Source organism: Bradyrhizobium sp. AZCC 1588, assembly GCF_036924735.1.
Lineage (GTDB): Bacteria > Pseudomonadota > Alphaproteobacteria > Rhizobiales > Xanthobacteraceae > Bradyrhizobium.
Map to the genome: position 1 here is coordinate 4,270,091 of NZ_JAZHSC010000001.1, position 23,196 is coordinate 4,293,286.

Annotated in this window: 20 protein-coding genes and 1 pseudogene; 8 read left to right on the forward strand and 13 right to left on the reverse strand. The window is 62.7% G+C overall.

Annotated elements, in window-relative coordinates:
- Positions 1–23: 23 nt before the first annotated feature.
- A complete protein-coding gene (locus tag V1277_RS19990) occupies positions 24–263 on the reverse strand; it encodes a DUF2171 domain-containing protein (RefSeq protein ID WP_334417774.1) in 240 nt (79 codons plus the stop codon).
- 267 nt (positions 264–530) lie between these two features.
- On the opposite strand from V1277_RS19990, the gene V1277_RS19995 reads away from it, so the two are divergent.
- A complete protein-coding gene (locus tag V1277_RS19995; RefSeq protein WP_334370272.1) occupies positions 531–1,133 on the forward strand; it encodes a 3-keto-disaccharide hydrolase in 603 nt (200 codons plus the stop codon).
- Positions 1,134–1,189: 56 nt separating this feature from the next.
- On the opposite strand, the gene V1277_RS20000 is transcribed toward V1277_RS19995, so the two are convergent.
- The 8 genes from V1277_RS20000 to V1277_RS20035 form a co-directional block, all read right to left on the reverse strand.
- Positions 1,190–2,287, reverse strand: coding sequence for an ISAs1 family transposase (locus tag V1277_RS20000; RefSeq protein WP_334417542.1), 1,098 nt, complete (start codon positions 2,285–2,287; stop codon positions 1,190–1,192).
- Between the two features lie 200 nt (positions 2,288–2,487).
- On the reverse strand, positions 2,488–3,498 hold the full coding sequence (gene galE / locus V1277_RS20005) for a UDP-glucose 4-epimerase GalE (RefSeq protein WP_334417775.1): 1,011 nt from the start codon (positions 3,496–3,498) through the stop codon (positions 2,488–2,490).
- Positions 3,495–4,319, reverse strand: coding sequence for a WecB/TagA/CpsF family glycosyltransferase (locus V1277_RS20010; RefSeq protein ID WP_334417776.1), 825 nt, complete (start codon positions 4,317–4,319; stop codon positions 3,495–3,497). The genes galE and V1277_RS20010 overlap by 4 nt, the downstream gene beginning before the upstream one ends.
- Positions 4,312–6,603 carry an exopolysaccharide transport family protein gene (locus tag V1277_RS20015; protein WP_334417777.1) on the reverse strand — a complete coding sequence of 764 codons (2,292 nt, stop codon included), beginning with the start codon at positions 6,601–6,603 and terminating at the stop codon, positions 4,312–4,314. The genes V1277_RS20010 and V1277_RS20015 overlap by 8 nt, the downstream gene beginning before the upstream one ends.
- Before the next feature lie 156 nt (positions 6,604–6,759).
- Positions 6,760–7,512: a polysaccharide deacetylase family protein gene (locus V1277_RS20020; RefSeq protein WP_334417778.1), complete on the reverse strand. Its 753-nt coding sequence runs from the start codon at positions 7,510–7,512 to the stop codon at positions 6,760–6,762.
- 3 nt (positions 7,513–7,515) lie between these two features.
- Positions 7,516–8,313: a class I SAM-dependent methyltransferase gene (locus V1277_RS20025; RefSeq protein ID WP_442894588.1), complete on the reverse strand. Its 798-nt coding sequence runs from the start codon at positions 8,311–8,313 to the stop codon at positions 7,516–7,518.
- 40 nt (positions 8,314–8,353) lie between these two features.
- On the reverse strand, positions 8,354–9,562 hold the full coding sequence (locus V1277_RS20030) for a hypothetical protein (protein ID WP_334417780.1): 1,209 nt from the start codon (positions 9,560–9,562) through the stop codon (positions 8,354–8,356).
- The gene (locus V1277_RS20035; protein ID WP_334417781.1) at positions 9,562–11,076 is read right to left on the reverse strand and encodes a lipopolysaccharide biosynthesis protein; all 1,515 of its coding nucleotides are present in this window, start codon (positions 11,074–11,076) and stop codon (positions 9,562–9,564) included. Before V1277_RS20035 ends, V1277_RS20030 begins: the two co-directional genes overlap by 1 nt.
- Positions 11,077–11,652: 576 nt before the next feature.
- On the opposite strand from V1277_RS20035, the gene V1277_RS20040 reads away from it, so the two are divergent.
- The 3 genes from V1277_RS20040 (at position 11,653) to V1277_RS20050 (ending at position 15,212) form a co-directional block, all read left to right on the forward strand.
- A complete protein-coding gene (locus V1277_RS20040) occupies positions 11,653–12,639 on the forward strand; it encodes a glycoside hydrolase family 26 protein (protein WP_334417782.1) in 987 nt (328 codons plus the stop codon).
- A 261-nt stretch (positions 12,640–12,900) separates the two neighbouring features.
- The gene (locus V1277_RS20045; RefSeq protein WP_334420417.1) at positions 12,901–13,902 is read left to right on the forward strand and encodes a glycosyltransferase family 2 protein; all 1,002 of its coding nucleotides are present in this window, start codon (positions 12,901–12,903) and stop codon (positions 13,900–13,902) included.
- Positions 13,899–15,212: an O-antigen ligase family protein gene (locus V1277_RS20050; protein WP_334417783.1), complete on the forward strand. Its 1,314-nt coding sequence runs from the start codon at positions 13,899–13,901 to the stop codon at positions 15,210–15,212. Before V1277_RS20045 ends, V1277_RS20050 begins: the two co-directional genes overlap by 4 nt.
- A gap of 180 nt (positions 15,213–15,392) precedes the next feature.
- On the opposite strand, the gene V1277_RS20055 is transcribed toward V1277_RS20050, so the two are convergent.
- Complete coding sequence (locus tag V1277_RS20055) at positions 15,393–16,484, reverse strand: glycosyltransferase (RefSeq protein ID WP_334417784.1); 1,092 nt, start codon at positions 16,482–16,484, stop codon at positions 15,393–15,395.
- A 230-nt stretch (positions 16,485–16,714) separates the two neighbouring features.
- Between V1277_RS20055 and V1277_RS20060 the strand changes: the two genes are divergently transcribed.
- From V1277_RS20060 to V1277_RS20070, 3 genes are all read left to right on the forward strand, one after another.
- A complete protein-coding gene (locus tag V1277_RS20060; protein ID WP_334417785.1) occupies positions 16,715–17,647 on the forward strand; it encodes a cupin-like domain-containing protein in 933 nt (310 codons plus the stop codon).
- A 12-nt stretch (positions 17,648–17,659) separates the two neighbouring features.
- Complete coding sequence (locus V1277_RS20065; protein ID WP_334417786.1) at positions 17,660–18,847, forward strand: GNAT family N-acetyltransferase; 1,188 nt, start codon at positions 17,660–17,662, stop codon at positions 18,845–18,847.
- A gap of 169 nt (positions 18,848–19,016) precedes the next feature.
- A complete protein-coding gene (locus V1277_RS20070) occupies positions 19,017–19,208 on the forward strand; it encodes a hypothetical protein (RefSeq protein WP_334370258.1) in 192 nt (63 codons plus the stop codon).
- 164 nt (positions 19,209–19,372) lie between these two features.
- Here the strand turns inward: V1277_RS20070 and V1277_RS20075 are convergent, their stop codons facing one another.
- The 3 genes and pseudogenes from V1277_RS20075 to V1277_RS20085 all read right to left on the reverse strand — a co-directional run bounded on the left by V1277_RS20075 (position 19,373) and on the right by V1277_RS20085 (position 22,003).
- Complete coding sequence (locus V1277_RS20075; RefSeq protein ID WP_334417787.1) at positions 19,373–20,320, reverse strand: DUF5996 family protein; 948 nt, start codon at positions 20,318–20,320, stop codon at positions 19,373–19,375.
- Positions 20,321–20,489: 169 nt separating this feature from the next.
- Entirely contained in the window at positions 20,490–21,089 is a 600-nt protein-coding gene (gene wrbA, locus V1277_RS20080) for an NAD(P)H:quinone oxidoreductase (RefSeq protein WP_334417788.1), read from the reverse strand.
- A 213-nt stretch (positions 21,090–21,302) separates the two neighbouring features.
- Positions 21,303–22,003, reverse strand: a pseudogene (locus V1277_RS20085) (pirin family protein).
- Positions 22,004–22,124: 121 nt separating this feature from the next.
- Here V1277_RS20085 and V1277_RS20090 point away from each other — a divergent pair.
- Positions 22,125–23,039: a LysR family transcriptional regulator gene (locus tag V1277_RS20090; protein WP_334417789.1), complete on the forward strand. Its 915-nt coding sequence runs from the start codon at positions 22,125–22,127 to the stop codon at positions 23,037–23,039.
- The last annotated feature ends 157 nt before the right edge of the window (positions 23,040–23,196 follow it).

Here is a 23,196-nt window from a genome sequence, read left to right on the forward strand (position 1 = left end):
GCGGCGCAATGCGTGTTAGCCGGTCACTGCCGGCCGTGCTGCCAGTGCACGGTCACATCCGCGCCCGATTTATTGAGATGCACGTGCTGATCGACGTAATCGACCCATGACACCGGAATGAAGTGGTGATGCTCACCATCAGGCGAACTCTGCTTGGTCAGCTTGATCTTGTCGGGTCCTTCGAGATGATCGACTTTTCCGACCGTCTTCCTGTCCGACGAGATGACGTCCATGTGTTCCTTGATCTGCGCGGTAACAGCCATGTTCTACATCCCTTAGATAGTTCAGGACATAAAAACGCCCCGCACCCAAAATGGTTGCCGATCGACTCGTGGGCCGAGGCTCATGTCTGTGGTCCATCCACGCTAGCCGCTCCCGTTCTCTTGGGACAAGGCGCGCACATGCATGTGTGACCGGCTGCGATACGCACGATGCGTATGACGCAACTGCAGCATGAAAAAGGGGATTTCCGCCCGGCCTTGTGGTGCTAGGTTGCCGCCCAACCAAGAGCAGCATGGGAGGCTATGTTCATGAAGCATTTGTCGAGACTTGCCGCCGGCCTGTTGATGGGCGCGGCCGCCGTTCAATTTTCCAGCGTGGCGTCCGGCCAGAGCGATGGCTGGGTGACGCTTGTCGACGGCACCAAGATGGGCGACTGGACCGAGGTCGGCAAAGCCAATTGGGCGATGAAGGACGGCGCGCTGGTCGCGGACAAGATCACTGAGGGCAAGGATCCCTCGTATCTCGTCAGCAAGGCCTCCTACAAGGATTTCGAGATGAAGGTCGAGTTCTGGGCCGACGATGACGCCAACAGCGGAATTTTTATTCGCTGCGACCAGTCGGCAAAAATCGATGCCAAGATTTGCTATGAGATTAACATCTTCGACAAACGGCCCGATCCGACCTACGGCACCGGCGCGATTGTCGATGTGGCCCGGGTCGACCCGATGCCGAAGGCTGGCGGCAAGTGGAACACCTACGAAATCACGGCCAAGGGGCCGCAGCTCGTCGTCGTGCTGAACGGCCAGAAGACCGTTGATGTTCAGGACTCAAAACACGCCAGCGGCCCGTTCGCGCTGCAGTACGGTTCCGGAGTCGTTAAATTCCGCAAAGTGCAGATCAAGCCGCTGTAGTAGTTGAGCGATTGCCGCACGGCGTGTCGGACTCCCTCTCCCGCTTGCGGGCAGGGCTATCGCATGTGGCCGAGGAGTTCGAAGAGGAAGGCATCGTTCCATCCGGCGCGCTTGAGCTTACCGCGCAAGGAGACCGATGTATCTGGATGGGCCCTGGCGACGTTGAGGGCCGTGCGCCTGAGTACGGCCAGATTGACCGGTCCGTTGTCCTTGCGATTGCGGGCAAGGTCCTCGTCGAGGGTAACGTCGAGCGGCCAGTGAAGGCCGTTTTCGATGGACCAATGGGCGCGGACGATGCGCAAAACCTCTTTTCGGCTGTAGAGACGGCTCATCAGGAAGTAGCGCTCGACCGTGTCGTCCTGGCCACGCTTGCTGGTGATGCGAGCGACAGCTTTGAGGCCGGGGAAGTTGTGTTTCTTGGCCATGCCGGGAACCGGCGCAACCAGCGCGACGCGCTTCTCGTTGCGCCCGTGCTGCGCATCGGTAGTGGTGAGCGATGTCTTGCCCGCGCGTTTGACGGCGCGGATTGCGGCTTTGGCATCCTCCAACAGAGCAGGCTGGTTTGCCTTCACCGCCAGCACATAGTCGCCGCCCCGCTCCACGATCTGCTTGGCCATCGCACGGTGGCAATGCAGGGCGTCGGCCGTGACCACGCAGCCCTTGAGCTGCAGAAGTTCAAGCAACTGCAAGGCGCCGTCGGCTTCGTTGTTGTTCGGTGCCAGCACGTTGGCGAGCGCCATGCGCGTCTGCTCCGCCCAGGCCGTTACCATGACCGGCGGCATGTGGCTCTTGCCGCGCTCATAGCCGCGCCGCAAGGCTTTGCCGTCGAGCGCAATCACCCCGCGCGGCCGCTTGATCTTCGCACCTTGAGCAAAGGCCTTCATGAACTTCTGAAACGCGGCTTCAAATGCCTTCGGATCGAGCATCCGGAACACCCGACTGAAGGTGTCGTGGCTCGGCAGGCCGTGCTCGAGCACCAGCACATCCCGCCAAAGATAGGCCTTCATCCGGGCAAACAGCGCCATGTCGGTGCAACTCGTTGCCCCACACAACGTCGCCATCAGCGCGATGAACAAGATCTCCGTCAGGTCATGCAGCGCGTTGTCGGCCCGCGGGTCCGGGAGATCGTCAAAGCACTCGGCAAATCGATTCATTGGCCGCTCCATCCGAATCTGGAGCAACCTTCAGAATCATTTTCTTCTCACTTTGCAACAGGTTGCAACATCCAACATGCGATTCCCCTGCGCTTGCGGGGGAGGCATAGGCGGCCTCCGGATGCGGAGCATCAGCTACGGGTGGGGGTGCCGCCGCATCGGGATCGCCGAGGTTCAAGCGGCCCGGGCGTAATCCCGCCTCAATCGCGACCAGGCGCACCCGTCTTCAGCGGGTGAGCCTTCCTGTGCCACGCCCAGGCGGTACGGATGATCGTGGCCAGATCCGAATGGGCGGGACGGAAGTTCAATGTCGTGCGTGCGGCGGAGGGATCGGCGACCAGATAGGTCGGATCGCCTGGTCGGCGGGGCTTGACGACATGCGGGACTTCGCGGCCGGTCTCGGCGGCGATCGCCGCGAGGATTTCGCGCACCGAAAAGCCGTTGCCGGTGCCGAGATTGAAGGCGCCGCCGGTATGCCCCTGCAGCAGAAGCTCGAGCGCAAGTACGTGGGCAGCCGCCAGATCGGTCACATGGATGTAGTCGCGGATCGCCGTTCCGTCGGGCGTGTCGTAGTCGTCGCCGAACACGGCGAAATCAGGCACATGTCCCTGCAGCGCCATCATGGCGCGGGGGATGAGGTGGGTTTCCACCTCGCGCAATTCGCCGATGCCGCCGGCAGGGTCGGCGCCAGCGGCGTTGAAGTAGCGCAGCGCGAACGAGCCGAAGCCATAGGCTATGCGATAATCCCACAGCACGCGCTCGATCATCCATTTCGAGGCGCCGTAGGGGTTGATCGGCGCGCAGGGATAGTCCTCGCGCAGCGCCTTGCTGTCGGCGTTGCCATAGACCGCGCCGGTCGATGAAAACACCAGGCGGTTGCAGCCGGCCGCGCGCATGGTCTCGAGCAGCGACAGCGTGCCGGCCAGATTGTTGACGTAGTATTTCTGCGGATCGGCAACGGATTCGCCGACCAGGCTCGACGCAGCGAAGTGCATAACCGCCACAATGTCATGCTCGGCAAAGGTCCGCGCCAGCGTCGTCCTGTCGGCGATGTCGCCGACCACCAGCGTGCCCGCGGCGAAGCTGTGATGGCCGGTCGAAAGATTGTCGTAGACAATGGGCTGGTAGCCCGCGTTATCCAACGCCCGGCAGCAATGCGAGCCGATATAGCCCGCACCGCCGGTGACGAGAATGGCTGGACGGCTGCTCATCGCTTTTGTGTCCCGCCGATGTTTCTCGATCGGCTCCTGTTCAGCAACAGATAAAGCGCGCGCGGATTGGTGGTCAAATAGCGCCAGAACAGGCGGCGCGGCTCCAGCCAGATGCGCCAAGCCCATTCGAGGCCCGCATGCTGCATCCACAGCGGCGCGCGGGTGCGGCTGCCTGACAGGAAATTGAATAGTCCACCAGCCGTCTTGATGACGCCGACATTGGAGAGGGCGGGCGCGAATTCCTCGACGAAAGCCTGTTCATAGGGAACGCCGAGCGCGACCCAGAGATAGTCCGGCGCCAGCGCGTTGATTTCGGCGACCTTGGCGCGCAGCGTCTCGCCCCGGAGATAGCCGTGGCAATGGCCGACGATCTTGAGATCGGGATATTGCCTGCGAACGCTGGCGACCGCGGCGGCATTCTCAGTCTCGTCCGCGCCGAACAGGTAGAAGGTCAGGCCGGCCGCCTGTGCCTTGCGGGCGACGACGTGGAACAAGTCAGTGGTCGCGACACGCTCGGGCAGCGGCGTCCTTGATTTCAGCCGCGACAACGTCACCAGCGGTTGGCCGTCGGCATTGATCAGATCGGCGGCCCGGAACAGCCGGTCGGTCATCGGCTCGGTCGAGCAACGCGCCAGCACCTCGCCATTGGCCGAGGTCAGATAGAGCGGACGATTGATGCGGCGTTGCGGGAATACCATGTCGACCATGAAGTCCGCGGTCTGCTCGAGATCCAGCACAGCAAGCCGCAGCCCGCCGAGCGTGATGCGCGGTATGCTGGCCGTGGCGGCTCGCCCGACGGGATTTGCGCGGCGCTCACGCATATTGCTTGTCCCGCTGCTCGCCGGCGGCTGTCGGGTTGACTTCGCTGAGGACGACACCGACCAGCTTGCGCTCGGCTCCGCCGAGGGCTGCGATGATGTCTTCCATGCTGTCGTTGATGTCGAGGTGCACCGGCAGGATCGCAACCAGTCCCTCGGCCATATCCAGGAGTTTGCGGTCGGTTGGGCTCCACGGCATCGCCGGCCCGTCGAGAATCACAAGGTCATGGCCATCGGTGGAACGGGCCTGCGCAATCGCCTTTCGAATGGCGTCGCCGGCCTTCGCGTCCGTAGCCTTGATGGCCGGCAGGATCGAAATTCCGTTGGCAGTCTGGATCGCGCGGGGTGTCTTGGCGCCGATGTTGAGCCAGCCGAAACGGTTGGGCTCGCTCTTGGCCAAGTGGCTCACCTTGTCCGACAGCGCGCGCTGCGTGAGGTCGGCATCGATCAACAGCACCTTGGCGCCGTCGCGCGCCGCAGCGAGCGCAATGTTCAGCGCGGCGATGCTGCGGTCCTGATCCGCACCCGCGCCGATCACGGCCATCACGGGCGGCGTTTGCTCGGCGCGCCTGGCCAGCGCTGCGCGCATCTCGCGCATGGCATTGAGGACGGTCATCAACGGAAGGCCGGCGCGCAGCGTCGGCCATCCGAAGCGCGTGACGTCGGCGGTGCCATCAGTCGCAAGGATGCCACTGAGCGTGCGCATTAGGTCGGCTTCCTGCAGCCGTGCAATCAGCGGCTTTTCGATCAGGCTGACTGCGGGTTGCGCTCGGAGTTCGGCGGCAGGCGGGTCCCTGGCAGCCTCAGGCGCGGCGGGCTCTTTGGTAGCTTCCGATGGCGCCTTGTCCCGGGGCTGAAACGGACTCGTGCCCGGCATCAACTGGTTGGCCGCGACGATCCAGCCGGCGGCTGCGAGCCCGCCCAGAACAAAGCCGATCATCGCGAGCAGGCTCATGGCCGGCGGGAAGGTGCGCCGCTGCGGCACGGTGGCCTCGCCGATGATGCGCGCGTTCGAGGTGTTCAGGCTCTCCTGCTCCTCGGTCTCGCGCGATCGCTTCAGGAACGACTGATAGACGTCGCGGCTCGCCTCGACCTCGCGTTCGAGTTCGCGCAGGCGCACCGAGGCCTGGCTCATCTGGACGCTCTGGCGCTTCTGGGCTTCCAGCGCCTTGTTGAGCGAGGCTTCGTAGTCACGGGCCCGGATCAGGTCGTTCCTCGCGGCCTGCGCGAAGCGCTCGACCTCTTCATTGATGGCGCGGCGCAGGTCCTGCACCTGCTGCGCCATCTGGCGCAGCGCCGGGTGACGCGGTCCCAGCTCACCCTGCAATTCCGCCTGGCGCTTTCGCGCCTCGGCATATTGCGCGCGCAGATTGGCGATGGTCGCCGACTGCAGCGCCTCGGGAATGGCGCCGGCGTCGGCCGACACCTTGCGGTTGGCCTCGATCTGAGCGAATTTGGCCTGCGCGTCGAGCGTCAGCGCGCGCGCCGCCGCGAGCCGCTGGTTGCTGGCGGAGAGCTGCTGGTCGCTGATCAGCGTGTCCTGGGTGCCGACGAAATTATTCTGCGCCTTGTAGACCGCGAGCGTGTTCTCGGCATTGCGAAGCCGTTCCTGCAGTTCCTTCAGCCGGCCGGAAAGGTCGCTGGTCGCGCGCCGCGCCGCGGCCGCCTGCGACTGCTTGGATTCGGCCAAATAGGCTTTCGAGATCGCGTTGGCGAGCATCGCCGCCTTGGCGGGCTCGTACGACCAGACGTCGATATCGACGATGAAGGTGCGGTCGGTCTTCTTGACGTTGATGTGGCGATTGAGCGCTTCCAGCGCGCTCATCTGGATTTGCTTCTGCTGCTCGGCGGTCGGGCGCAGCTCGATCCCGAACAGGCCGAGCAGCGATCCGAGAAGGCCCTTGGCGGCGCCGCCGCCGAACTCCGGATCCTTTTCCAGATTGGTGTCGCGGATCACCTGCAGCAGCACGTTGTTCGAGGTGATGACGCGCGCCTGGCTCTCCACGACCATCGCGAGGCCGGAAATATCCTGGGCGCGGGGCGTCAATTCGCGATCGACCAACTGCAGTTCGCGGGGGTCGATGTAGAGCTGGGTGGAGGCGGTATATTTCGGCGTCAGGCTCTTGCCGACCGCAACGGCGATGCAGGCGGAGATCAGCGCCGCTGATGCGATCGCAGCCTTCCGTTGCCACAGGAGCTGGGCCAGATCGAGCACGCTGAAGCCAGCCGGCGCGGTCGCCGCGGCGGGCCTGGCGTCAGGCCGTATCGGCTGGTCATAGATAAGCATCGACCCCAGCATCCATTCGAACTGCCGCACGCATCGGCTGAGGGGTTACTCTTCGGGTCACGCCGGGCGCGCCGGAAAAAAGCGCTGAAAAAACGCAACAGGGAAAATTAACCATACTCACCGAGGGACTATTCACCGAAATGGCAAACAAAGCGTTTAACCGCGGGCGCATCGCATCGCCTCCGCCACGGTGAGGATCGGAATTTTCCGCCGCGATGCCGCTGCGAGCGCATGCTCGAGCAGGGCAGGCGAGCAGCCATAGGGGCTCGGACGGTCGATGACGTCGTGGCCGTAGAAAATTAACCATCCATTATTGGTTTGCGCGTCCTCGAACGCGCGGTCTATCCCGTCGCGATCCATCTCGCGATCGATCAGCGGCATCGCGCGCAGGAACTGCAGATCGACGCTGCCGCTATTGACGCCCTGGACGATGCTGCGGCAGGTCTGGAACTCCTTCCTGAGCTGAGCTTTTCGGGCGTAGGAGCCATATCCGAACGGATAGGCAAAACTATCGATCCGTATCGAAGGATCGAGCGCGCGAAGGTAAGCGCGGTTGCGCATGATTTCTTGCCGCATCGCGGCCTCGTCGAGGTCGCAGGCGCGTTGATGCGAAAACGTGTGGCAGCCGATCTCGTGACCCGTGCGGTGAAGCGAGACCACATCCTCGCCATCGCCCGCGACCCAGTCCGGCGCGGCGGCGCCGACCAGGCTGCCCGAGACATAGAACGTTCCCCGCGCGCCATGCGCTTCGAGCATCGCAGCGCCGGTCGTCACCGCGCTCTTTGGCAGATCGTCGAAGGTAAAACTGACCATCGGCGTGCTGTTACGCAGCCGGAACCGATCGACGTGCAAATGCATCGCCAGCCGGTGGCCGACCTTTGCCCTTGCCTCTGACCACATCGCGTTCATGGTTCAGCGCTTTCGCAGGATCACGTGGTAGTCGCCGTTCCGCACGTCGGTGCGGCCGGGCAGGAGAAAGTTCATCGCGCGCGCGGCGGCATCGACCAGCGCAGCGAACGCGGGCATGCGCAGCCGCATCTCCGGATAGCGCGGGCTCTCATATTGCTTGCGATAGATCATCTGCAGGCCGTGCTGTTCGGCGAATGCTTCCAGGTTGGAAAGCGTGACCAGCGGATGGAACAGCGTTGGGAACGGTGCGTGGCCGGGCAGGCCGGCTTTCTTGTCGCCGCGGACATGGCGGTAGAACCAGACATGGAACCAGTGCGGTGAGTATTTGGTGACGAAGCCGGACAGCGAACGCGGATTGGGCGCGCCGATCAGGATCAGTCCGTTCGGCTTCAGCGCTTCGTAGAAGCGCAGCAATGCGGCTTCGACATCGGGCAGGTGCTCGATGACATTGTAGCAGATCACCAGGTCGAAGCTGTTGGGCCGGAAGCGATGGGTCTGGATGTCGCCAAGGATCGCCCGCTGGGCGTAGTCGTTGTTCCGGATCTGGTCCTCGTCGATATCGACCACGGTGACGTGGGCGCGATGCAGCACCTTGAGCGGCAGGAAGCTGGTCGAGCCGCCGCCGGCTTCGTAAATCGAGAGTTCGCTTTCGGGCAGCGTCGCTTCGAGGATGGCGTGAACCGTGAGCAGGCTCTGCCGCGCCTCGCCATGCACCAGCTCGAGAAGCGCCTGCGGATGGTGTACGGCTTGCGGAGAAACTGCTGTCGCCGGCGCGTGGCCGATCGTGACTGCCTCGTTCATCGACTTCATCCATTCCGACGTGGGCGGTGCCCTGTTCATTCTAGTTTTCCCAATCCACCCGCTGAAACGCTTGCAACAATGTCTTGTCCGCCTTGTGAATCGAAGGATCGAACGGCACGCGGTTGGTGCGTTGATATTTCCAGTTGCTGCCGATCTCGCGAAAATGCCGGAACGAAAAGTCCTTGGTGCAGAAATACGAGGCCCACCAGGAGAAGATCGAATGGACGTGCCATTGCGCATGCGTCGGACACCGGCCGGGAACCACCGTCCATTTCGGCAGGCACGCGTTGGCGTCTCGTCGCATCACCAGCCGTGAGACTTCGTATTTCGGCGGCATGAAGATCGAGAAGTCGGCGTGGCGATGCGGAACGCGCGTGTCGCCGCGAAGACCGTGGTCGATGCCGATGATCCATCGTCCCCGATAACGAACAAGGCCGGTCCACGATTGTTCGGCGGCTTCGAACACCGACCTGCCGGTCTTCGAGAGTACCAACTCGTCGATGTCGGAGTTCATGGCGCTTCGGGCATGTCGCAGGAACCGCCATCTTGCGTGCTCCCAGGCCCCCAATTGGCAGAAATCGGAATCCCAGTGATCCCAGCTATTGGCGCCCTGCGGGCCGTATTTGAAGGGCCACTCCATCACGACCGAGCATCGGATGCCCGTGATCGATCGAAGCGCCGCGCTCAAGGTGGCGCTGTCGTAGGCGCTGGAGCCGTTATCGTAGATGAGGACGGCATCCGCGCCGTGAATGTCGCGGTTGAACCTTACCCAATCGAGGATCCATTCGATCGGATTGTCCTTCGACATCGTGAAGATGACGCGGCAATCGCGGAACATCTTCGACTCGTTGGGCGATACCGAGAACGCGAAGCTGCCCAGTTCGCCCAACGCCTGGACCGGGCCGACGTTCTCGGGAATGTCCAGCCACAACTGGGCGTGACGGTCGAGGCGCCTTGTCCGCGCCTTGGAGGTCCCGGCGCCGCTGATAAAGGTTGTCGTCGCGACTTCGCGCGCGAGGTTGAAGAAGGGCGGTGCAAACAGCGCAATCTTTGATTGGCTGACCTGCACCGCATCGTAGAACAGCGTATTGCTGTCGAAGTCCCGGTCGAAATTCGCGCCCCGGAACGCGACCGGTCGTGTTGCCTCGCGCCGCTTGTCGGTAAAGTCCGACAGCGACACCGGATTGGTCCGGCAGACGACATGTCGATTGTCGGTTGCAGCGACCGGGCTTTTGCTGGCGAGCCGCATCATGGCTTTCTGATCGACATGCTGGGGAGTCCCGTGGACGGGGCGGTGATCGGCGAGACCGGAAGGGCGTGTCCTTCACGCGTCGATTTGCTGGCCGGCCAGAGCTTGCGATACGCGCCGTAGGCGATGACGGCCTTCCGCAAGCCCGCGATGTCGAACGCGAAAGCGGCAACGACGTACACGAGGCAGCCGGTGGCGGCTAGCACGCCAAACGAGACCACGCCGATCGGAAGCGACGGCTTGAGGAACGCCAGAACCAGCGCCATGATTGCCGTCGCCGAGACGATGCGCATGACCTGGAATGCGTTGAAGGGAAGCGGAAACGCCTTTCGGGTGAGATACCAGCCGAAACCCGCGCCAAATGCTTCGACGATGACAAGGCTCGCCGCCGCGCCAATCAGGCCAAATCTGGCAAGCAGAACCGGCATGACCAGCAAGTTCGCGATCAGCATCGCGATGCTTTGCATCGTCATCATGAACGGCGTCTTGGCAAGATGAAAGCTCGCGTGAATGTAGGACTGGGAGAATGACTGGAACAGCCAGGCGAACGCCAGGATCGGCATGATCTGCGCCGCGGTCTCCCTGAACTCGCTGCCGAGGATCACGCCGGCGATATGGCTGCTCGTCAATGCCACGCCTACGACCGCAGGCAGGACGGCGGCCAAGAGGATTTCGAGGCTGAACTCCAGATGCGGCCGCGCCTCGCGGGCGCCGCCGTTGACGTAGGCGCGCACCGCCAGCGGGATCGTCGCCGACGCGATGCTGACCGCAGGAATAAGAATGATCTGTCGGACGAGGTCGGCGGAAGCGCCGTACTGGCCTGCCGCATGGTCGCCCATGAAATGAAACACCAGCATCCGGTCGAGCGCGGCATGAATCGCAAAGACGATGCCGGATAGCGTGATCGGAATGCCGAAGGCCGCAAACGTCCGCAGATCGGAAATTTTTGGTCCCGCAACGGGCGACCGCAGGATCGTACTCGCAAACAGTGTCGTCGTGACGAAATAGGTGATGGCTACCATCGCGAGTTGGCACAGTCCGCCGCCGCCTAGAAGCGCCGCGGCCAGACACAGCGTGAAAGCCAGGCAGGCGCGGATGATCGACGCCGTCATGAACGCAAGCGATTGCAGCCGTGCCTTGAGCAGTTCCTGCCCGAGTTCAAACAGGCCGAGCCCCAGCGCAAAGAAGATGGCGGCGATATTTCGTTCCAGCGAGACCGACGTCGTCAGCGTGGCAACCAGGAGTGCGATCGGCGCGGCGAGGGCGGAGATGAGGTAGGCGAGAAAAACGGTCTTCCTGACGTCGACCGCACCGCCCTCCGACTGAAAACGCAGCGCGGCGACGCGAACCCACGTGAACAGCAGTGCCGAGACGATGCCGGCGGTGCTCAGGCCGACGACATAGACGCCATATTCGTCCGGAGAGAGCAGGCGCGTGAATACGACCGCACTCAGCAAGCCGACAGCGGCCGATACGACGCTCGCAACCGAATAATGGAACGTTTGGCTGAGCATTACTTCGGCAATGGGTTCAGGGTTAACGACACGGCACAGTTCATCTCGACGATCTGCCGGAGGCTCGCCGCCAACCGGCGCAAACCTCCCGCGGTGCCCATTGGAGCAAGATCGGTGCCGAACCGGCGCTGCATGTCTTGCGGCGCATCAGCGTGGTTAACCCGGTGGTTTCCGGCGTCTCTTGCGGATAAACGACGAGGCTGGGAATTTTGGGCACATCCGATCTGTCCGCGCTGTCCGCATTTGCGACACGCCGCTGCGGATCTCGCTGCGCAGTAACCATTTCAGACGCGCCGTTCGTGCATGCGCCCGTAGTGGACTGGATATTGCAAAGCCCGTCACCGAGATCGCCGGCCTTTTCGGCGAATGGATTGCCGATGAGCGTTTGGTTATATTTTTTTCGACAAAATCTCTTTCCGCGAAGTGGGCCCTGCGAGGCTCCTGTTCTTTATGGGACAGCCGCCTTGTTCGGTTTGTATCCTTTTGCGACGGCGAGAGTTCATCATCGCAACCGCTTCCTGCGGTGCGTTAACGCTGTCACGGCCGTCTTTGCCAGAAAGCACACGAGGGCAGGCGATGTTTCGAACTGAGCCCAGGCGGCGCAAGAAACACGGCCTAAAGCGGCTGGTGCTGTTTCTGGCGGCCTTCGTGCTGACCGTGCTGCTGTTGGCGCACGTCGACAGCAATGCCGCCTCGCGCGCCACGTCCACTCCATCGAAGTTCGCAGGCGCCTTCGTTAATTGGGGGCCCGTGGGACGCGAGCATACGCTGCAGGCGTGGGAAAAATGGCTGAAGCAGAAGCCGTCCTCGGTGCTCGGCGTCGACTTCTATGGACAGACGACCTGGGAGGACTTCTCCAAAGTGAGTTGGGTTCCCGGCGTCTGGAAGAAGCTCAACCCTGCGCGCAACGTGGTCTGGTCGATCCCGCTGACCATGAAAGGGACGCCTCTCGCCGACGTTGCCGATGGGCTGCACGATGCCGAATTCGAAGCGGCGGCCCGGGCGATTTCAGAAGCGCATCCCCAGGCGATCATCCGGCTCGGCTGGGAAATGAACCTGGCGGAAATGGCGTGGTTCGCGAAGGGGCATGAAGCCGATTACATCAAGGCGTTCCGCCGCGTCGTGGAGATATTCCGCCGCCACTCCACTGGCTTCAAGTTCGATTGGTGTCCGGGATGGGGGCCGCAGGACATGCCGGCGGATGCGAGCTATCCCGGTGACGATGTCGTCGACTACATCGGTCTCGACGTCTACGACTTCAAGCAGGAGGGCTCCGCCGAGGAGCGCTGGACTAATTTTTACATTAAGGTGCCATTCGGACTCGAATGGCACCGAGAGTTTGCGCGTCTGCACGGCAAGCGCATGAGCTATCCCGAATGGGGCGTGGGCAATTTCGGCGACAATCCGTTCTTCATTCAGCAGATGCACCACTGGTTCATGAAGAACGAAGACAGGATTGCCTACGCCGCCTATTTCGACGTCAACGGGGCGTGGCCCACCCAGATCGACAACGGCCAGTTTCCGAACTCGCAAAGACTGTTCCGAAAACTGTTCAGCCGCTGATCTGCACTCGACGTTCGTTCAGCGCGGATTAACCCCATCCATTAACCGTCGCCAGAATTCAGTGCCTCACGTTTCGCTGCCGGATCGGTTTTTGCACCACCGTGCGCGTTACGTCCGCAAGGACGGGATAATCCCCGAGCGAGCGGCTTTATCGAGACGGAAGTGTCCCGGAATTAATCCGGCAATCCCGTTTCGGGACGATGAGACATATTCGTGAACGACCAGACTTTCATGGCAGAGAGCTCGATCGGCGATATCAGGATGGACCGGCCTGATCCGGCGGCTAGGGCTCTGCGCGCGCTGGTGGCTGCTTCACCGGCGCTCGATCCAGGAATCGAAACGGTCGTGTGCATCCCCTGTTTTCGTCGCCCCAAGTACCTGCGCCGGACGTTGCAGTCGCTCGCCGTTCAGCGCACCAGCCGCCGCTTCGCCGTCGTGATGGTGGAGAACGATGCATCGAGGAGCGAGAGCGTGCCGGTTGCCGTCGAATACCTCGCTTCGGGGAAATTCTCGGGGCTCTGCGTGATCGAGCCGCGGCAGGGAAATTGCTATGCGATCAATGCCGCCTTCGAGACGGCACTGCAGATGTTCCCGCTGGCCACCAGCTTCCTGATGATCGACGATGACGAAATCGCTTCGCCGGATTGGCTGGAGCAGATGGTCGGGACTGCGGAGGCGACCGGCGCCGACATCGTCGGCGGTCCGGTATTTCCTGAATTCGATGACGAACGGAAGCGTGGGCTACGGCGCCATCCCGCGTTTGCACCGGCCTACGACGCCTCAGGTCCAGTGCCGGTGATCTATGGCTGCGGCAACTGCCTGATCCGGCGCGCGGTGTTTGATCGGTTGGGCATGCCGGCGTTCGACCTCCGTTTCAATTTTCTCGGCGGCGGAGACACCGATTTCTTCTACCGCTGTAAAAGGCTCGGCTTGCGGTTTCATTGGGCGGCCGAAGCCGCGATCAGCGAGACCGTGCCGCAAAGCCGGACCAGCCTGAAATGGCTGGCGATGCGGGGCCTGCGGATCGGGGCGATCAATTATCACGTCCAGCGCAAGGCGACGCCGACATTCCGGTTGCGGGCGAAGCTGACCGCCAAACTGCTGGCTGCCTTGCCGCTTTCACTCGGCCATGCCGTGTACGCGGTCCTCACCGAGCGTGAGTGGACCATTGCCCTGCATCCCGTCACGGTGGCGATTGGCAGCGTGCTGGTCGCGTTCGGCCTCGAGCCGCAGCCCTACAAGGCGTCGAAGATCGTCGCATGAGCCAGCTCATCGACGCATCCGAAATTCGCAACGTCGCCGCCGGGATAGAGCGCCAGCAGGTGATGGATATCGTTCGCGGCGCGACCTTTGTCGGCACGCTGCTGCTTGGCTGGATCTCGCTGCATCCGTTCGTCAGCCTCGGCGACATGCAGATCGGCGACGTCGGCACCGGAAACGAGCTGGCGACCTATGCGATGTTCGGTGCGCTCAGCGTGCTGACGGTCGCGCTCGCGATGCGAAATGACGCGCGGGGATTGGCGACATTGTTGTCGCCGGCGTTTGTCCTGTTCGGCGCCTGGGTGCTGGTGAGCGTCGTGTTGTCGTTCGATCCGGCAACGTCGATCAGGCGTCTTTCGCTGACGATCTGCGTTGTCGCGGTGACCGCCGCACTGATGCTGCTGCCGAGGTCGCAGCAGGAATTGACGCATTGGTTCACGATCGCGGCGCTCACATTGTTGGCGGTCTGCTATCTCGGACTATTGCTCGCCCCGGATCTTTCGATTCACTTGGCGACCGACCCGCAGGAGCCGGGACTTGCCGGCAACTGGCGCGGCGCCTTCGGTCACAAGAACCAGGCCGCCGGCATCATGGTGATGGTGCTGTTTCTCGGCATCTACATCATGCGCTGCGGCCTATGGCTATCGGGGGGTGCGATCATCGCGCTCACCTCGCTGTTCCTGGTGTATTCGGCCGGAAAGAGCTCGCTGACGCTGTGCTTTGCCGTGCTATTGTTGACGTCGGTCAGCTCCTTCATCCGCTCATTCCGGCTTCGCGCGGTAATATGGCTGACGCCCTTGCTGTTGCTGAACCTGTTGAGCATCGGCTCGGTGATGTCAGAGAGTCTCGCCGGGATTTCCAAGCTGCTGCCGTTCGATTCGACATTCACCGGCCGCACCGACATCTGGGCGTTCGCGTTGCAGTCGCTACAGGCACGATTGCTCACCGGCTACGGCTTTGCGTCCTTCTGGGGCAGCAGCGCCATTCAGAATCTTCCCGAAGGCAAGGAGTGGGCCAGCTTCGCCTCCCACAGCCACAATGGCTATCTCGATACGGCGCTGGGCATGGGCGTTCCCGGGCTTCTCTTGCTGATCCTGGTGTTGGTGATCCTGCCGTTGAGGAATTTTCAACGGGCTGACGAGGGCGGCAACAACGGTCCGCTCGCCATGATGCTGCTGCGGATCTGGCTGTTCGGGCTCTACCTGTCGGCGATGGAAAGCTTCTTCCTGGACCGTGCCGATCCGCTGTGGTTCACATTCCTGATGGCGGTATTCGGCCTGCACTATCTGGCGCGGTTCCGGGCAAGAGCCTGACGATGGCGTGTCCCGGACGCGGTGCAGCGCTCCTTAAGCGCGTTTACGCGCGTCTTCGACGCGCTATGGCGGCTGCTCCGCAGAGCCGGGACCCACTCTAGCCGCAGCTTTATGGACCCCGGATCTGCAGCGCACTACGCTGCAAAGGCGGCGCACTGCGCTGCGTCCGGGGAACGCGTCTCACAATTGCGCCCGCACCGTTTCGGCGACGTCCTTCCACCAGCCGTCGAAATCGAACGGCAACGGCACCGGCGGCCGCTTCACCACCGCGGCAATACGGTCGGCATAAGCCTCGTTGTCCGAGCCGCGCGCGACCAGCACGATGGCACCGCGGCTGATCAATTCCTTGAACCGCGGATGATGGTCGAACTCTTCCGGAAGCACGGGGCCGGCGACGATCAGCGGACGGCCGGATTGCACGCAGGTGAGAATGCTGGAGCGCCGCGCGGTGATCCCTTCGTCAAGTGGATAGCAGAATACGTCGATCTCGCTGAACAGGCCGAACACCTCGTGATCGGAGGCGACGAAGCCGGAGACGATTACGTCCTCGGCAATGCCGAGTTCGCGCGCGCGCGCATGAAACTCGTCCTCGACCTTGTCGACGCCGCGAATGAAGGAGCCGATATAGACGAGCAGCGGCTTGACGCCGCGTTGCTTCAGGATGGCACCGATCTCGAGCAGCGCATTAGGTTGCTTGCTCGGATAGATCGATCCGAAATGACCGATCAAGAGCCGCCCGTCGCCTTTGGCGGCGATGAGGCGGTGGCGCAATTTCGAGTCCTCGATGCCTGCCGGCGCTTCGATGTTTGGTGGCAGCGGTGCCAGCACGCTTTTTCTCGCGGTCCAGCCGAGCAGGCGATCATCGGCCAGCTCGCGCCGGACCAGCGGCGAGAACATGACGATGGTATCGGCCAGCAGCAGCGCCGGAATGTAGGTGATGCGGCGCAGCCAATGCAGCCCTCCCCATTCATGTTGAATCAGGACAATTTTGCGCCGGCGTAGCCAGCCGATCGCCAGCGCCGCGAGCGGCACGAAGATCACACGTTTCCAGGCCACGATCGGGAAGTTGCAGACCATGCTTTGTGCCGTGCCGACCGCGCGCCAGATATCGGCGAGCGAACCCTCGCTGCGCGTCAGGGTTAACGTCGCGCTGGCTCCGGGCTCGAGCCTTTCGATCGCCTCCTGCAACAGCCGGGTGAACTGGCCGATGCCGCAATGCATCTGCGGTCCGGCGCCGAGAAACAGCGCCCGATATCGAGTTTCTCCAGTCATCGTGCGGCGGTGGGGTTCCAGGTACTGTCGGCGTTAGCTATAGCTGCCAGACATTAGCTTCCGGTAAGCGGCAGCGTCCGCCCGGCATCGTTCTTGCCATTCTGACCGTAAAGGTCGTCCGGCCGTCTCATAACGGGACACCGGGCGGTCACGCAATGGCGCCAAGCCGCGATTTCGGAACAGCCGGAATAGGCGGTGCGCCAGGCAACAGGAAGTCAGCAGGAGCGGCGATGACGGGCAAGATCTTCAGCACCTGGGATGAGACGCATTCCGAGCTTTGGAGCCATCAGCCGATCCGGCTCGAACACGAGATGCACAAATCGCCCGCGTTCTCGATGGACGAACTCGCGCAACTGATCGAGAGCTATCCGCGCGAGCACTACAGCCTGGTGAAGACTGGAGCCAAGGGATCCAGCCGGGTGTGGCGCGAGGGCGATATCGGTAACCTCTCCGGCCGCCAAGTCATCGAAGCGATTTCTCGCGGCGGGCTCTGGCTCAACATGCGCGATGTCGGCGCGGTCGATAGCCGTTACCGCAAGCTGATCGACCGGATGTTCGAGGAGATCGCGGCCCAGGTTCCGGGATTCGTGGTGCCGAACCACCAGGCCGGCATTCTGGTCTCTTCGCCGGACGCGCAGGTCTATTATCATGCCGATTTGCCGGGGCAGGGTCTGATCCAGATCGCCGGCCGCAAGCGGGTCTATGTCTATCCGAACACGCCGCCGTTCCTCAAGCCGGAGCACCTCGAGGACATCGCGCTGTTCGATGTCGAAGTCGATCTGCCCTACGCGCCCTGGTACGACGCGCATGCGCAGGTGTTCGACCTCGAGCCCGGACAGATGCTGAACTGGCCGCTGAACGCGCCGCACCGCGTCGAGAATCTCGGCACCGTCAACATCTCCATGACGGTGTCCTACGGTAACGACGACATCCGTCGCGCCCAGATCATTCATCTCGCCAACGGCCTGCTGCGCCATCGCTTCGGCTACACGCCGAAGAGTCGCAATCTGCGCGGACCGTCCTTCTTCGCCAAGAAGGTGCTGCAGAAGCTGGTGCGCGACAGCAGGTGGGTCAAGCGCGAGCGGAGCGCCCGCCGCGCGATCGATTTCCGCCTCGATGCTGACGAACCCGGCAAGATCGTCGATCTGCCGAAGGCGGCATAGATCGCAACGCCGATGACGGTGCTGACGACCAGTGCGGGGCAATTGGCGACGCACGCAACAAGCCAAGCGGCCGGATTCTGCGTCGAACTGGTGCGCGACTGGCAGCAGGCCGTCGCGCGCTGGCACGACATCAGCCCCTCGACGCCGTTCCAGCACCCGCAATGGTACGCGGCTTGGTACGCCGCCTTCGCCGCGGCCGAGGGCGTGGCGCCGTTGATCGCGATCGTCACGGATGCATCGACCGGCGAGCCGGTGGTGCTGCTGCCGTTGATCCGCCGACAGCAAGGCAAGATCGCCATTGTCGAATTCGCCGATCTCGATTTGACCGACTACAACGCGCCGATCCTGGGCAGCGCGGCGCCCCGCGATGCCGGGGCAGCGCGCGCGCTGTGGCGCAGCCTGTTGTCGGCGCTGTACCGGATGCCCGACGCGGCCGATCTCATCCGCCTTCGCAAGGTGCCTGTCGACCTCGACGGTGGGCCCAATCCTATTGCATTGCTCGACGCTGCCGGAGCGTGCTCGCTCAACGGCAATCTCGTCACGACAGGCGAGGATTACGACGCCTGGCGCTACTCGCTGGGAAGAACCGTGCGCAAGGAGCTGGAACGGAGTTGGCGCGTGTTCACGCGCGATCCGGCTGCGTCCTTTGCGATCGTCACCGATACCGACGAGGCGCTGCGGATTCTCTCGATCACCGAGGTTCAGCAGGGCACACGGATGCGAAGCCTAGGACTGAACTACATCCTCGACGACGAAACCTGCGCAGCGTTCTATCGCAACCTGGTGCGCGACGGCGTCGGCAACGGCTATGCGCTGGTCTCCTCGCTCGCAGCCGGCGACGAAATCGTGGCGACGCTGCTCGGCATCAGGACCGGCTCACGTTATGTGATGATCCGCATCAGCAATGCCGGCGAGAAATGGTCGAGCTGTTCGCCGGGCCGGCTGATCATCGAGCGCACCATGGCAGCCCTGCACAAAGACGGCGTGCGCGAGTTCGACTTCTCTGTCGGCAATTACGGCTACAAGCGCCGCTTCGGCGTCACGCGCGTGCCGCTGATCGACGTTAGCGCAGCCCTGAGCTGGCGCGGATGGCCCTACGCCTTGCGCGATCGCGCGGTGCGCGAATTGCGCAATTATCCGCGGCTCGACTTCCATGTGAAGCGCCTGCTCGGCAAGCCATTGTCGCGCGAAAAGAGCTGACACATTGTTGCCGCACGGGAACAGCCCGTGCAAATCTGCAACACATGCCAGGATAGTGCAGTCGTTCTTCGTGTGTTCGCGAGAGTTGATGATCGGCTTAGCCGCACGCGCGTATGCTGCGCTGCGGGTGAAGGGCTACTCGTGAATTGCTGCCGTGGGGAGAGCCAACATGCCAGCCTTTATTCATCATGATGGCATTGAGCCGGGTTTCGTCATTTGTCCGTGCTGTGTCGGGGTTCCGATGTTCGTGCGGGACGTCGAACCGCATTGGAGCCAGGCAAAGATTGACTTCACCTATGAATGCGCCGATTGCGGCGCCGAAGTCCGGCAGACTATTATGAAGCCGCAACTGCGGCATTAGTGGCGGTTCGCAGGTGGGCAAAGCCGCAGGCGTGCCCACCATTTTCGACATTGCACGCGCCGGTGGGCGCGCGGAGCCTGTCATCACTCCGCGAGCGCCCTTGCGCTCGTCGCTGGGCGCGTGTTCGCGCGACCCGTTGGCTTTGCCCATCCTACACAGCAGCTTCAAACCTGCCTCACCACGCCGGGCTGCCCGGAATCGCATTCCAACGCGTCGCGATCCCAATTTGCCGCGATTGCCGCGGCCTCATAGGTGCTGTGCAGGAAATCGAGCAGCGCCCTGTCGGGATCGGCAGCCGTCCGGGCAGCGTCGTATGGCAGAATGAATTCGCCGAGCGCTTCGCTGAAGAACGCCGCATCCGGTTGCACCTTCGCCGCGCGAAAACCCGGCGGCTCGGGATAGGCATAGGAATAGAAGGCGGGATAATCGATAGCGCCACCGCCCGGCCAAAACCCGGCGCTGCTGACTTCGTGTGAATAGGCTTCATGTGCAACCGCGTCGGGCAAATGTGGCACGCCGCCGGGATGGCGTGGCGCGCGGCGTCCCGAGAAGCGTGTCACCGCGAGATCGAAACTGCCCCAGAAGAAATGCACCGGGCTGGCCTTGCCGAGGAAGCCGGTTCGGAATTGCTTGAAGATGCGGTCGCAGTTGACGAGAATTTGCAGGAAGCACCCGACAGCATCTGGATCGTAGGCGGCGTGCACGGTGTCCTCGGAGAATTTTATCGGATCGGGCAGTTCGTTCGGCATCTCGTCGATGGCAACGGCAATGCCGAGCTCGGCAAGCGCTGCCATCGTGGCGGCATAGAAGCTGGCGACCGAATGTCCTGCTAGCGCAAATTGCTCTAGCGAGCCGTCGCTGGTCGAGATGCGCAGCGTGTGGTCAATGAAATCGAAGTCGATCTGGAACGTTCGTGCGCCGTCGGGCGCTGGCGATGTCGTCAATCCGCGCGACGTGACATAAAGCGCCACGTGCCAGGAATGATTGAGCCATGGCGATTTGGCGAGGCGGATCTTGCCGACGATCTGGGTCCAAAGATGGAGCGTCGCATAGGTGTCACGCCACGCCGCCGTCGGCAATTCCGGCCACCGGATTTGCGAATTATTGCTCATGCTAGAACCTTTGCGTGCAGACGGGAGGCCGAAGGCCTATCACGAATTCATAAGGCGTTTGGAAACTATGCCTCACGATTTCGTGCATTTCGGGCGGGCGCCGCGCTCCGCGCTCCCGAAGGACTAGATAGGGCGGCATTCGTAAGAGAGAACGCCGCCCATATCGCATTCAGCCATGCAGCTTGCTGGCGGTCTCCGCGATCACGCGTCCCTGATAGCGCGCGCCGGCGAGTTCGTTTTCGCTCGGCTGGCGGCTGCCGTCGCCGCCGGTGATCGTGGTGGCGCCATAGGGCGCGCCGCCGGTGATTTCGTCGAGCTTCATCTGGCCGGCGAAGCCGTAGTTCAGGCCTACGACCGTCATGCCGAAGTGCAAGAGATTGGTGATGATCGAGAACAGCGTGGTTTCCTGCCCGCCATGCTGGGTCGCCGTTGCGGTGAAGGCACCGCCGACCTTGCCGTGCAGCGCGCCCTTGGCCCAGAGCCCACCGGCCTGATCGAGGAAGTTCGCCATCTGCGACGCCATCCGGCCGAAGCGGGTGCCGGTGCCGATGACGATCGCGTCGTAATTGGCGAGGTCTTCGATCGTTGCGATCGGCGCGGCCTGATCAAGCTTGTAATGCGAGGCCTTGGCGACCGCTTCAGGCACCAGCTCCGGCACGCGCTTGATATCGACGGTGGCGCCGGCCTTGCGCGCGCCCTCGGCTACGGCATTCGCCATCGCTTCGATGTGACCATAGGCGGAATAATAGAGCACGAGTACTTTGGCCATGGTGGTTGTCCTTTGGGTTTGATGTGAGTTGTTGATTTTTGGGTGTCATTGCCGGGCTTGCCGTCTTCGCTAGGCTTCGCCGGCCTAGTGCTGTGGTGCCCGGCGAAGCCTCGGGGCGTAGCCGGGACCCGGCAATCCATCGCCTTCGCAAGGAGTCTCGCGAAGAAGGATGGATGCCCGGGTCAAGCCCGGGCATGACGAGCGGTGATTGCCTTACGCCGCGTCGACCAGCACCAGTTCGGAATCTTCCAGCGCGGTAATCGTCAGCTTCGCCTCGTCGCGGATCGCAGCACCGTCGCGGGCATTGACGCGCACGCCGTTGACTTCGACGCTGCCGGCCGCCGGCACGAGATAGAGGTGACGCGTCTTCGCCGCCTCGTACGCCGCGCGCTCTCCCCCGCCTTCAGCGTGGTGGCGAGCACCCGCGCATCGGCGCGGATCGGCAGCGCATCCTCGTCGCCGGCAATGCCGCTGGCGATGGTGACGAGCTTGCCAGAGCGATCCGACTTCGGAAACGGTTTGGCGCCCCAGGTCGGCTGGCCGCCCCTTGTCGTTGGCTCGATCCAGATCTGGAATATCTTGGTCTTCAAAGGCTCCAGATTGTATTCGGAATGACGAATGCCGCTTCCGGCGCTCATCACCTGCACGTCGCCGGCTTCAGTCCGGCCCTTGTTGCCGAGCGAGTCCTGGTGCGTGATCGCGCCTTCGCGGACATAGGTGATGATTTCCATGTTGGCGTGGGGATGGGCGGGAAAGCCGGTATTCGGCGCAATCTCGTCATCGTTCCACACCCGCAACGCGCCGTGGCCCATATTGTCGGGGTCGTAATGGCTGCCGAAAGAGAAGTGGTGTTTTGCCTTCAGCCAGCCGTGATCGGCGCTGCCGAGTTTTGCAAATGGCCTGAGTTCGATCATGAGAGGTGGTCCTTCATCGGTTCGAAGTTTGATGCCGCTTGGATATGCTCTGCACCGTGATATAGAAATAGAAACTATGGAAACTCATTGTTTCCAAAATTGACCAGAGGGGGCCGAGCCGATGTCCAGACTCCCGGATTTCGAGGCGTTGGCGATTTTTGCAAAAGTCGTGGAATTGCGGTCATTTGCAGCGGCCGCGACCGAGCTGGCGCTGTCCAAGGCCACGGTGTCCAAGGCTGTCAGTCGGCTCGAGCAGCGGCTCGGCGCGCGGCTGTTCAACCGCACCTCGCGGCGGCTGGCGCTGACCGATGCCGGGCAAAGGCTCGCCGAGCGCGCCGCGCGCCTGCTCGCGGACGGCGAAGACGCCGAGAATGAAGCCTTGTCGCAATCGATGGCGCCGCGCGGGCTGGTGCGGCTCGCGGTGCCGATGACGTTCGGCGTGAAAGCCGTTGCGCCAATCTTGCCGGAATTTCTCACAGCCTTCCCGGAAGTCTCGATCGACCTTCACCTGAGCGATGCGACGGTTGATCTGATCGGCGAAGGCTTCGATGCCGGCCTGCGCATCGCGCGCCTGCCGGACTCGTCGCTGATCGCGCGGCGGCTCTGCGCGATGCCGCGCTATACGGTCGCGGCGCCTTCATACCTGAAGCGTCATGGCAAGCCGACGCATCCGATGCATCTGGCGGAGCATAAATGCTTCGGCTACGCCTATCTCTCGACGCCCGGCGTCTGGCACTACACCAACGCATCAGGCGAGCAGGCCAGCGTGCGGCCCGCAGGCCAGCTCCGCGTCAACAATGGCGAGGCGCTGTTGCCGTCCGTCATCGCCGGCCTCGGCATTGCCGATTTGCCGGACTTCATCGTCGGTGACGCCATCGCATCCGGCGAGGTCGAAGTGATCCTGAAAGGCTGGCACCAGCCCGAAGGCGCGGTGCACCTGGTGACGCCGCCCGGCGGCCCAAGGCCCGCGCGCGTCGAGGTGCTGGCGGAGTTTTTGGCCAAGCATTTTGCAAAGGGAAAGAAGCGGAAGCCGTGAAGTGTGCGTTTACCCTCCCCTGGAAGGGGAGGGTCGACTCACATTGAGCAAAGCGAAATGTGAGACGGGGTGGGGTGATCTCTCCAGTCGGGCACTGTTGGATGGGGAGAGACCGTCACCCCACCCCGCCGCTACGCGGCGACCCACGAGCGAGCTT

Coding starts and splice junctions, on each gene's coding strand:
- V1277_RS19990 (WP_334417774.1), bottom strand. CDS start 263: ATGGCTGTTACCGCGCAGATCAAGGAACACATGGACGTCATCTCGTCG.
- V1277_RS19995 (WP_334370272.1), top strand. CDS start 531: ATGAAGCATTTGTCGAGACTTGCCGCCGGCCTGTTGATGGGCGCGGCC.
- V1277_RS20000 (WP_334417542.1), bottom strand. CDS start 2,287: ATGAATCGATTTGCCGAGTGCTTTGACGATCTCCCGGACCCGCGGGCC.
- galE (WP_334417775.1), bottom strand. CDS start 3,498: ATGAGCAGCCGTCCAGCCATTCTCGTCACCGGCGGTGCGGGCTATATC.
- V1277_RS20010 (WP_334417776.1), bottom strand. CDS start 4,319: ATGCGTGAGCGCCGCGCAAATCCCGTCGGGCGAGCCGCCACGGCCAGC.
- V1277_RS20015 (WP_334417777.1), bottom strand. CDS start 6,603: ATGCTTATCTATGACCAGCCGATACGGCCTGACGCCAGGCCCGCCGCG.
- V1277_RS20020 (WP_334417778.1), bottom strand. CDS start 7,512: ATGAACGCGATGTGGTCAGAGGCAAGGGCAAAGGTCGGCCACCGGCTG.
- V1277_RS20025 (WP_442894588.1), bottom strand. CDS start 8,313: ATGAACGAGGCAGTCACGATCGGCCACGCGCCGGCGACAGCAGTTTCT.
- V1277_RS20030 (WP_334417780.1), bottom strand. CDS start 9,562: ATGCGGCTCGCCAGCAAAAGCCCGGTCGCTGCAACCGACAATCGACAT.
- V1277_RS20035 (WP_334417781.1), bottom strand. CDS start 11,076: ATGCTCAGCCAAACGTTCCATTATTCGGTTGCGAGCGTCGTATCGGCC.
- V1277_RS20040 (WP_334417782.1), top strand. CDS start 11,653: ATGTTTCGAACTGAGCCCAGGCGGCGCAAGAAACACGGCCTAAAGCGG.
- V1277_RS20045 (WP_334420417.1), top strand. CDS start 12,901: ATGGACCGGCCTGATCCGGCGGCTAGGGCTCTGCGCGCGCTGGTGGCT.
- V1277_RS20050 (WP_334417783.1), top strand. CDS start 13,899: ATGAGCCAGCTCATCGACGCATCCGAAATTCGCAACGTCGCCGCCGGG.
- V1277_RS20055 (WP_334417784.1), bottom strand. CDS start 16,484: ATGACTGGAGAAACTCGATATCGGGCGCTGTTTCTCGGCGCCGGACCG.
- V1277_RS20060 (WP_334417785.1), top strand. CDS start 16,715: ATGACGGGCAAGATCTTCAGCACCTGGGATGAGACGCATTCCGAGCTT.
- V1277_RS20065 (WP_334417786.1), top strand. CDS start 17,660: ATGACGGTGCTGACGACCAGTGCGGGGCAATTGGCGACGCACGCAACA.
- V1277_RS20070 (WP_334370258.1), top strand. CDS start 19,017: ATGCCAGCCTTTATTCATCATGATGGCATTGAGCCGGGTTTCGTCATT.
- V1277_RS20075 (WP_334417787.1), bottom strand. CDS start 20,320: ATGAGCAATAATTCGCAAATCCGGTGGCCGGAATTGCCGACGGCGGCG.
- wrbA (WP_334417788.1), bottom strand. CDS start 21,089: ATGGCCAAAGTACTCGTGCTCTATTATTCCGCCTATGGTCACATCGAA.
- V1277_RS20090 (WP_334417789.1), top strand. CDS start 22,125: ATGTCCAGACTCCCGGATTTCGAGGCGTTGGCGATTTTTGCAAAAGTC.